The 9912-nt window shown below is 73.5% G+C and carries 8 protein-coding genes; 2 read left to right on the top strand and 6 right to left on the bottom strand.

Annotated features, from left to right (window positions below; all coding sequences use genetic code 11):
- The coding region (locus J0670_RS19065; protein WP_207812827.1) for a carbohydrate binding domain-containing protein at window positions 1-588 on the bottom strand (588 nt) is incomplete at its 3' end.
- Window positions 589-835: 247 nt separating this feature from the next.
- On the opposite strand from J0670_RS19065, the gene J0670_RS19060 reads away from it, so the two are divergent.
- Window positions 836-3904, top strand: a complete 3069-nt coding sequence (locus J0670_RS19060) for a S41 family peptidase (protein WP_307806584.1) — start codon at window positions 836-838, stop codon at window positions 3902-3904.
- Window positions 3905-3914: 10 nt separating this feature from the next.
- On the opposite strand, the gene J0670_RS19055 is transcribed toward J0670_RS19060, so the two are convergent.
- Window positions 3915-4127, bottom strand: coding sequence for a hypothetical protein (locus tag J0670_RS19055; protein ID WP_207812826.1), 213 nt, complete (start codon window positions 4125-4127; stop codon window positions 3915-3917).
- Between the two features lie 182 nt (window positions 4128-4309).
- Here J0670_RS19055 and J0670_RS19050 point away from each other — a divergent pair, with 182 nt between their 5' ends.
- The gene (locus tag J0670_RS19050) at window positions 4310-5116 is read left to right on the top strand and encodes a phosphoribosyl-dephospho-CoA transferase MdcG domain-containing protein (protein WP_207812825.1); all 807 of its coding nucleotides are present in this window, start codon (window positions 4310-4312) and stop codon (window positions 5114-5116) included.
- Window positions 5117-5209: 93 nt separating this feature from the next.
- On the opposite strand, the gene J0670_RS19045 is transcribed toward J0670_RS19050, so the two are convergent.
- The 4 genes from J0670_RS19045 to snpA (J0670_RS19030) form a co-directional block, all read right to left on the bottom strand.
- Window positions 5210-7273 carry a phosphocholine-specific phospholipase C gene (locus J0670_RS19045; RefSeq protein ID WP_207812824.1) on the bottom strand — a complete coding sequence of 688 codons (2064 nt, stop codon included), beginning with the start codon at window positions 7271-7273 and terminating at the stop codon, window positions 5210-5212.
- Window positions 7274-7471: 198 nt separating this feature from the next.
- Window positions 7472-8131 (bottom strand): pentapeptide repeat-containing protein, encoded by a 660-nt coding sequence (locus tag J0670_RS19040; RefSeq protein WP_207812823.1) that lies wholly within the window; start codon window positions 8129-8131, stop codon window positions 7472-7474.
- 151 nt (window positions 8132-8282) lie between these two features.
- Entirely contained in the window at window positions 8283-8912 is a 630-nt protein-coding gene (gene snpA, locus J0670_RS19035; RefSeq protein WP_207812822.1) for a snapalysin, read from the bottom strand.
- A gap of 332 nt (window positions 8913-9244) precedes the next feature.
- Window positions 9245-9886 carry a snapalysin gene (snpA, locus tag J0670_RS19030; protein ID WP_207812821.1) on the bottom strand — a complete coding sequence of 214 codons (642 nt, stop codon included), beginning with the start codon at window positions 9884-9886 and terminating at the stop codon, window positions 9245-9247.
- Window positions 9887-9912 lie beyond the last annotated feature (26 nt).

The following is a 9912-nucleotide window of genomic DNA, read 5'->3' as shown; positions in this document are numbered from 1 at the left end:
GGGCGTCGCGGTCGGCGAGCCAGTGGGCGTCGGGGTGCCGGTGGGCGTCGGCGTGGGCGTCGGGCTGGGGGCGCCCGGGCCGTCCAGCGAGATATCGTCCGCGTAGTAGGTGCCCTGGCCGTACCAGCCGTGGGTGTAGACGGTGGCGCTGGTCTGGTTGGCGCCGGTGGTGAAGCTGAGGCTGAGCTTCTGGTAGGCGCCGCCGGTGCCGGGCGTCCAGGTGCTGGGGCCGCCGCCGTCCACACCCAGGTAGACGTACGCGCCGTTGACGTAGGCGCTGAGCGTGTAGGTGGTGCTGGGTGCGACGGTGACGGTCTGGCCGCACTGGGCGGTGTCGGTGGCGGTGGCCGCCGCGGCGAGCGCGTAGCCGCCGCTGTGCACCGGGCCGGTGACGACGCTGCCGGTGCTGCCGGTGCAGTTCCAGGGGCCGAGCGAGCCGGACTCGAAGCCGCCGTTGACCAGGAACTCGCCGGCCGAGGCGGTGGGCGCCAGGCCCAGGGTGACGCCGACCAGGGTGGCCGCGGCGACGGCGGAGGCGGTGCCGGCGGCGAGCGCGGCGCGGCGTTGTCTGCTGGTGCTTCTGCGCATGCGGGTGCTCCTGCGATGGCGCGGTCGTGGGGGACGTCCGAGGGCACGCCGGAGCACGCGCCAGTGGGGGGAACGGCCCGGCCTGGCACCCAAGTTGGACTAGACCACTGAAGTGGATCCGGCCGTGCGCTGTCAATGGTCCAGACCGGTCGGGGGCGCCCGAGCGTCCGGAGGCGAGCGGGCGAGTAGCAGCACCCACTGGACCGCCCCGGTTGCCGGAGGTGACACCCCGTCGAAGGATGGAGGGGTGACCCCGCCCGGCTACCTCCGCTTCCCCCACCTGCACGGCGGCCTGCTCACCTTCACCGCCGAGGACGACGTCTGGATCGCCCCGCTCGACGGGGGCGGTCCACACCTCGGGGGCCGGCGGCTCAGCTTCTGGGGCAGCCAGGACACCCGCGTGCGCGGCTGGCTCCCGGACGGCGAGGTGCTGGCCGTCACCTCCTACCACGAGCCCTTCGGCCACTACACCTGGGCGCACGCCCTCCCGCCGGACGGCTCCCCCGGCCACCGGATGCCCTGGGGGCCGGTCGGCGACGCCCAGATGACCCGGGAGCGGACCGTGCTGCTCATCGGCACCGCCCCGCACGAACCCGCCTCCTGGAAGCGCTACCGCGGCGGCGCCGTCGGCCGGCTCTGGGCCGACGGCGAACCGATCCTGCCCGAGCACACCGGCCACCTCGCCTCCCCCATGCCGGTCGGCGGCCGGGTCGCCTTCCTCTCGGACCACGAGGGCATCGGCAACGTGTACTCCTGCCGCCCCGACGGCACCGACCTGCGCCGGCACACCGACCACGCCTCCTACTACGCCCGCGAGGCCTCCACCGACGGCACCCGGATCGTCTACCAGCACGCCGGCGACCTCTGGCTGCTGGACGGCCTGGACGCCCCCGCCCCGCGCCGGCTGCACGTCCCGCTCGGCGGCGCCCGGGCCGGCCGCCGCCCGTACCAGGTCAGCGCCGCCGCTCAGGTCAAGGACCTCGCCTGCGACCAGACCGGCCGGGCCGGGGTGATCACCGTGCGCGGCAGCCAGTACTGGCTCACCCACAAGGACGGCCCGGCCCGCGCTCTCGCCGACACCCCGGGGGTGCGGACCCGGCTGCCCGTGGTGCTCGGACACACCGGCGAGGCCGCCTGGATCACCGACGCCGAGGGCGCCGACGCGATCGAGGTGATGCCGCTGCCCGGGCACGAGGGGTCCGAGCGGCACCACCACCGGATCCTCGCCGCCGGGCGGCTCGGCCGGGTCCTGGAACTGACCGCCTCCCCCGACGGCAGCCGGCTGGCCGCCGCCGTCTCGGACGGGCGGCTGCTGCTGGTCTCCGCCGCCGACGGCGAGGTGCGCGAGGTCGCCGCCTCCGGCTACGGGCCGGTCTCCAGCGCCCGCTTCTCCCCCGACTCGCACTGGATCGCCTGGTCCCAGCCGGTCGCCGGGCGCTCGCTGCGCCGCATCCGGCTCACCCGCGCCGACGCGCCCGCGCCGACCACCGAGGTCACCGACGGCCGCTTCGAGGACGAGCAGCCGGTGTTCACGCGGGACGGCCGATACCTGGCCTTCCTGTCCTGGCGCGGCTTCGACCCGGTCCACGACGTGCACACCGGCGACCTCTCCTTCCCGCTCGGCTGCCGCCCGTACCTCGTCCCGCTCACCGCCGACACGCCGTCCCCGTTCTCCGCGCCCGCCGAGGACGGCACCCCGCGCGGTGACGGCGGCGGCGACGGCACCGTCCGGGTCGACCCGGAGGGCATCGGCGAGCGGCTGCTCCAGTTCCCGGTGATCGCCTCCAAGTACTCGGCCACCGACGCCGTGCGCGGTGGCCTGGTCTGGCTGCGCTGGCCGATCTCCGGCACCCTCGGCCAGACCTTCGCCAGCCCCGAGGACACCTCCGGGCGCCCCTCGCTGGAGCACTTCGACCTGGTCCGGGGCATCCGCACCACGCTGGTCGACAAGCTGGACGGCTACGCCGTCTCCGGGGACGGCGGCTCGATCGCGATCTACTCGGCCGGCACCCTGCGGATCGTCCCGGTCGCCGCCCCCTCCGCCGGTACGACCGTCGACCTGCGCCGGATCACCCACACCGTGCACCCGGCCGCCGAATGGCGCCAGGCGTACCACGAGGCGGCGCGGATCGTCCGGGACCAGTTCTGGGACGAGCGGATGTCCGGACTGGACTGGCCCGCGCTCGTCGCCCAGTACGAGCCGCTGCTGGAGCGCGTCTGCTCACCCGACGACTTCGCCGACCTGCTGCGCGAACTCCTCGGCGAGCTCGGCACCTCGCACGCCTACGTCACCCCGTCCCGCCGCGCCGAGGGCCCCGTCCTCGCCCAGCAGCCGCTGGGCCTGCTCGGCGCCAGCGCCCACCGCTCCCCCGACGGCCGCTGGGTGTTCGAGCGGGTGCTGCCCGGCGAGACCTCCGATCCGCGCGCCCGCGCCCCGCTGGCCGCCCAGGGCGTACGGGACGGCGACGAACTGCTGGAGGTCGCCGGCCGCCCGGTGGACCCGGTGCGCGGACCGCTGCCGCTGCTGGCCGGCACCGGCGGCACCACCGTGGAACTGGCCCTGCGCGGCGACCCGGACGGCCCGGTGCGGCGGATCACCGTCACCCCGCTGACCGACGAACGGGCCATCCGCTACCAGGACTGGGTGACCAAACGGCGCGCCCTGGTACGGGAGTTCAGCGACGGCCGGTGCGGCTACCTGCACATCCCGGACCTCGGCGGCTCCGGCTGGGCGCAGTTCAACCGGGACCTGCGGCGCGAGCTCGACAAGCCCGCGCTGGTGCTGGACGTGCGCGGCAACGCCGGCGGCAACGTCTCCGAACTGGTGCTGGAGAAGCTCACCCGGCAGGTCCTCGCCTGGGACTTCAGCCGGGGCCGCCAGCCGGTCCGCTGGCCCCGGCACGCGCTGCGCGGCCCGCTGGTCGCGCTCGCCGACGAGGCGACCAGCTCGGACGGCGACGTGATCATCGCGGCGATCAAGCTGCTCGGCCTCGGCCCGGTGATCGGCAACCGCACCTGGGGCGGGGTGGTCGGCATGACCGGCCGGCACACCCTCGGCGACGGCACCCAGATCTCGGTGCCGAAGAACGCCTCCTGGTTCAGCGGCGGGCTCGGCTGGTCGGTGGAGAACCGGGGCGTCGAGCCGGACGTGCACGTGCTGCGCACCCCGCGGGACTGGGCCCGCGGCAGGCACCCCGAGCTGGTCGCCGCCGTCCAGCTGGCCCTGGACCTGCTGGAGGACGCGCCCGCGGCGCAGCCCCCGCCCTCCGACACCCCGCGGCCGGACCTGCGGCGACCGCAGCTGCCGCCGCGGTGACCTCCGGTTTTCAGCCCCAGGGGTCGCCCTCGGCGGTCATGTCCTCGGCGGCGCGCCGGTCCGCCTCCTCCTGGGCGAGCCGCTCCTGCGTCTCGCGCTTGCGCTCGACGTCGTTGCTGTACGCGTCGACGGTCTCGTCGTGGGCGAGGGCGGCCCGCTCGGCGGCCTCCTGGCCGGTGTGCTCGTGCGGCGGGCGGTGGAACAACCTGTCGAAGATGCCCATGGCTCCTCCTCCGGAGGGAACGACGGAATGCCGGGCTGCCCCCACTCTCACACCGGGGGCGCGGGGACGCACGTTGAGCCTTTGGTCCCTGGTGAACGCGCCCAACGGCCGTAGCCGGGGGCCACGGGCCGGGCGGAGGGTGGTGTCGTCGGCGAAGTAGACGCCACCCCCTGGAGCCCGCTGTGACCGTCGTACATCCCGGAAGCCCCACCCGGCGCACCGTCGAGGACCCGCACGACGGACCGCGCCGCCGGGTCGGCCCGCTGGCCGCCCTGGACGGGCGGCTGCCCGGCGCGCACGACCTGCTGCTGATGCAGTGCCCCAGCTCACTGCGGCCCTTCGGGGGCGGCGAACTGCCGGACTGGGCACGGGCGGTGCTCCGGGCACACCCCTGGGTGACGGTCGGCCGGGCACCCGCCGTGGTCGGCGACCCGGCGGACCTGCCGCACCCGCAGCGCTGCACCCGCGACCCGGAGGCCGCGCCCGAACTGTGGTTCCCGGTGACCGTACGCGGCCCCCGCCCCGGCCAGCGGCTGGACGCGCTCGCCCCCTGGGCGGCGGTGGCCCGCACGCTGCGCCCCGAGCACCTGCCCGAACGCCGCGAGCGACTGGCCCCGGAACGGGTCGCCGGGATACCCGCGCTCGCCCTGCTCCCCGAGGTCGGCCGCCTGGTGGCGGACCACCGGCTCCCCTGGGGCCCGATCGGCGCCGTCGGCTACGAGCTCGGCAGCGGCGTCCCGGTCGCCGGCCCGCTCAGCCCGCTGCGGCTGGTGCTGCGCTCCCCTCAGCCGATCAGCCGCCGCGACGCGCTGCAACTGCGGCGGGCGCTGAGCAAGCTGCCGGTGCCGGTGCAGGCCGAGCTGGAGACCCGGCACGGCTCCGTCCAGCTCGCCGAGTACGCGGCCTCACCGCACACCCTCACCCTGCTCACGCCGCACGGGCCCCGCGAGGTCCGCGACCCGTGGTTCCCCCGGGGCCCGTTCGTCTGAGCCGTCAGTGGGGTCGGACTCCTTCGTCTCCGCCCTCCGGGCGGGACCGCGATGAGGCCCAGTGGGGCCTCATCGCGGCGGTGAACTCGACCGTCAGCCGGTGATGCTGGGGGTGCCGGTCTCCAGGTGGCCGGTGAAGCGCTGGGACCAGGTGCTGTCGGCGTCCACCGTCACCGTGAAGTCGTACCAGCCATTGGTGTAGGCGACCGCGTTGAAGAAGTCGCTCACGCTGCCGCCGGCCGGGACCTGGTACGTCCAGGGGCCGTCGGTCCGGTAGTTGTTGGAGGCGATGGTGAAGGTCAGCGTCGTGCTGCCGGAGTTGGCCAGCTTGAAGTAGACGGCCAGCTTGCCGGTGCCCGGCTCGACGGCGTACGAGGCCGTGACGGCGGCGTTCTTGCCCGCCTTCGTCGCGTCGCCCTTGAAGCGGCGCAGGAAGCGGTTGGGGCCGACCACGGTGAGGTCGTAGGGGCCGCCGCCGAAGTTGGTGCCGCAGTTGAAGAAGTCGCTGGTGGTGCCGCTCGGGTCCACCGTGTACTGCCAGGGGCCGCCGCTGCGGTAGGCGTTGGCGTAGGCCGCGAAGTGCGAGGACTTGGTACCCCCGTTGTCCATCTTGATCCAGACCTTCATCACCCCGCCCGAGCCGAACTCCAAGTGGTCCAGGTTGGCGTTCGGCTGGTACGGCAGGGCCCGGGCCTTGCGGGTGCCGGACTCCTGCACCGGCAGCTGATTGTTCACCGGCGCCGGGTTGGGCAGCGGGCCGCACGCCGACAGGCCGATGGTCTGCGAGGTGTCGGGCAGCGCCGGCAGGCCGTACACGGGATTGGCGAAGTCGAACACGCCGGTGAGGTCACCGCAGACGCGGCGGCGCCAGTCGCTGATGTTCACGCACTGCGCGGGCGTGCCGAGGGCAGCGGTCCAGACCTCCAGGAAGCGCAGCACCGACGTGTGGTCGAAGGTCTCGGAGTTGACCCAGCCGCCGCGGGTCCAGGGCGAGACGGCGATCAGCGGGACGCGGAAGCCGAGGCCGATGTTGGTGCCGTTGACGAACTCGCCCGGGGTGCCGGCCGGAGCGACGGGCGGCGGGACGTGGTCGAAGAAGCCGTCGTTCTCGTCGTAGTTGATGAACAGGACGGACGAGTTGAAGACGTTCGGGTCGGCGTCCAGCGCGTCGATCACGTTGTGGACGAAGTGCGCGCCGTCGGCCGGGGTGGCGTACGGGTGCTCGGAGGAGGCCTGGTCGGGGACGATCCAGGAGACCTGCGGGAGGGTGCCCGCCAGCACGTCGGCCTTGATCGCGGCGACGATGTCGTCCGGCGTCTTCCCGGTGACCTTGGGCACCGAGCCCATGCCCTTGGTCGCCAGGGCGCTGCCGGCCGGAGCACCGCTGAACTGGTTGAAGTACGCCAGCGCGTTGTCGCCGTAGTTGTCGGCGGCGTTCTGGTAGACCTTCCAGCTCACCCCGGCGCCTTCCAGCGCCTCGGCGTAGGTCTGCCACCGCAGGCCCTTCTCGTCGCCGCCGTCGTAGGCCGGGCCGCCCGCCGTACCGGCCGGGTCGATCTGGCCGGACCAGTGGTAGGTGCGGTTGGGGCCGGTCGCGCTGAGCACCGAGCAGTGGTAGGCGTCGCAGATGGTCCAGTTCTCGGCCAGCGCGTAGTGGAACGGGATGTCCTGGCGGGTCAGGAAGCCGAGCGTGCGGACGTTGCCCTTGGCGGCGACCCAGTTGTCCATCTTGCCGCCGTTCCACGCGCTGTGCTGATCGCTCCAGCCGTGTGAAAGGTCCCCATTGCATTGGGCGAGGCGCTCCGGGTCGGCGCCGCCTGCCGGCTTGGTCTGGCTGAACTGCCACGGGTACTGGCGGGAGAACAGGCCGTTGGGCTGGTTGAAGACGCTGTAACCGCCGGCGATCTGGATGGCGCTGCGGTCGGCGAAGCCGCGCACGCCGCTGAGCGTGCCGAAGTAGTGGTCGAAGCTGCGGTTCTCCTGCATCAGGATCACCACGTGCTGCACGTCGGTGATGGTGCCCGTGGTCGCGAGAGCGGTGGTGGAGGCGGTCCCGGCGCTCGGGGTGGCACCCGCGGCGCCGGTGCCGGCCACGGCGAGGCCGGCCGCGGCGGCGCCGGACAGGGTGACGAACTTCCTACGACTCAACTCGGCCATCAGCCCAGTCCGTCCCTTCGCTGGCGATGTTGTGTACACAAGTCAGGGCTCATCGATCGCGCAGCAGTCTCCACCGGCACAGAGCGGGCCACCAGATCCGCGCGGCAGGGTTGGCGGACTGTTCGTCCGGGAGTCACCGAACGACGCCAGACTGAACGGGGGGCTGAAACGCCGGGGAGAGACGGAAACGATGGCCGGTCAGCGATCCTTGACCTCGATGCCCAGCGCCTGCGCGAACTGCGGTGCCAGCTCCATCAGTTGGGGGGAGCTGATGACCGCCCCGCGCAGCCCCTGGTGGCCGTCCGCCAGGCCGAGCCGGCTCGCACCGCGCAGATCGGTCTTGCTCAGCACGGCGCCGCGCAGCCGGACCTCCTCCAGCGTGGAGCCGGGGAAGGACACCCCGGTCAGTTTGGCCTCGCCGAAGTCCACGTCGCGCAGCAGGCAGTCCTCGAACACGACGTCGCGCAGCACGGCCGCCCGCAGGTTGACCGCCTCCAGCTTGCAGCCGCGGAACACCACCCGGCGCAGCGCCGAGCCGTACCCGGCGACCCCGGCCAGCACGCCGCCGACGAAGGCGCTGTCCTGCCACTCGGTGTCGCTCAGGTCGCAGGCCACCCAGCGGCCGGCCTGCACCCAGACCTCGTTGAACCGGGCCTGGCGCAGCTTGACCCCGCTGAGCGCGACCGAGGTGAAGGCGCACTCCAGGAAGGCGGCCCCGGCGCCCGACTCGTCGGTGTGCTCGCCGCCGTCGAAGTGCGTGGTGTCGTACCTGGCGTCGCTGCGCAGCGGCCCGGTGTGCGAGCGCAGAAGGTCGGCGTACGGGAGGTCGGCGAGCTGGTCGGGGACGGAGCGCGGCATGGCGGTGGCACCTCGTGGTCGGCGGCGGGCGGGTCTCGTCCGCATGCTCGCACGCGCCACCGACAGGGCCTGGATGACGACACCCCGGACCGGCCGCGGGTCGCGGCCGGTCCGGGTCAGCCGAGTGGTCCGGTCAGTCGAGTGGTACGGGTCAGCCGAAGAGCCAGAGCGAGTTGACCCGGCTGCGCTCGGTGCTGTTCGGGTACGGGTTGGTGCAGGACGGGCCGGGGCCGCCGCCGGACATCAGCTCGCTGCACGGGCCGGAGTAGTGGTCCGGCAGCCCGAGCACGTGGCCGGTCTCGTGGGCCGTCACCCGGACCGAGTTGTACTGCTGGTTCTGCTGGTAGTCGAGGAAGATGTAGCCGCTTCCGTGCCCGTCGGTGCTGGCGTAGGAGCCGCGGCTGTCGTTGCCCTCGTAGTAGCGGAAGTCGGCGTTCGAACCCGCCCGCAACTGGACGTTGCTGACCGAGCTGTTCCAGATCGCCGCGGCGTTGGCGATCTGGTTGCGGAAGGACGGGGCCGAGCTGGCGTCGTAGGTGACCACGACGGTGGCCAGGAGCGGGCTTGCGGCCTGCTTGGCCTTCGCGGAGGCCATCACGGCCTGGAAGAACGCCTGGTTGTCAGCCGTCTCAGCCGCCGAACCGGCGTACGTCGAGGCGGTGTAGCCCTGCACGGCCGGGGCGGCCGGGGCCGCCGAGGCGGCGGCCGCACCGGTGGGCAGCACGGCGAGGCCGGCCGCGAGGGCCAGGCCGAGGGTGGCGGACAGCACGGATCGCTTCATGTGGGGGCTCCTGAAGACTCCTGGGGACTCCGGATCCCGGGCGCCGCAGCCGGATTGGGGCCGGCTTGGGGGAACGCCCGATGACCGGGTGGTGTCCCCAGAGCTTCAGGCAGCCCGCCGGGCGGGCGGATGATGTCAACCTGCGATAGTTCGACCCAATACCCCCGTGGTCCCGTGGATTTGAGTCGTCTTTTACTCGTCTTGACTCACCCATGCCCCTGGCATTCCGTTCCCCCGGGGGCTAGGCTCCGAGGCGGGGAAGTACCCATGCGGCGGGCCGCCCGTTTCCGGCCGGGCGGCCCGTCGCGGTCCCGATCGCCTTTCCGGAAGGGTCAGTTCGCGGACGCCAGCCCGTTCGCCCAGAGCGCGTCGACCTGCGCCCGCTCGTTGCCGTCGGGGTACGGGTTGGTGCAGGACGGGCCGGGGCCGCCGCCCGACATCAGCTCGCTGCACGGGCCGGAGTAGTCGTCGGGCAGGCCGAGCACGTGGCCGGTCTCGTGGGCCGTCACCCGGACCGAGTCGTACTGCTGGTTCTGCTGGTAGTCGAGGAAGATGTAGCCGCGTCCGTGCCCGTCGGTGCTGGCGTAGGAGCCGCGGCTGTCGTTGCCCTCGTAGTACGAGAAGTCGCCGGTGCCGCCGGCCTCCTGGAGCCGGACGTTGCGCACCGAGCCGTTCCAGATCTGCGCGGCACTGGCGATCTGGCTGGTGAAGGAGGGCGCGTTGGCGGTGTCGTAGGTAACGGTGACGGTCCGCAGCCACGGGTCGGCGGCCTGCTTGGCCTTCGCCGCGGCCATCACGGCCTGGAAGAACGCCTGGTTGCCCGCCGCTTCGGCGGCCGAACCGGCATACGTCGAGGCGGTGTAGCCCTGCACGGCCGGGGCGGCCGGGGCGGCGGCGGCCGCACCGGCGGGCAGCACGGCGAGGCCGGCCGCGAGGGCCAGGCCGAGGGTGGCGGACAGCACGGATCGCTTCATGTGGGGGCTCCGAGTTCGCGGCGCGC

This window comes from Streptomyces sp. FH025, from assembly GCF_017427025.1.
Taxonomy (GTDB): Bacteria; Actinomycetota; Actinomycetes; order Streptomycetales; family Streptomycetaceae; genus Kitasatospora.
The sequence above is the reverse complement of the archived record's forward strand: the minus strand, read 5'-3'. Positions and strand labels throughout refer to the sequence as shown.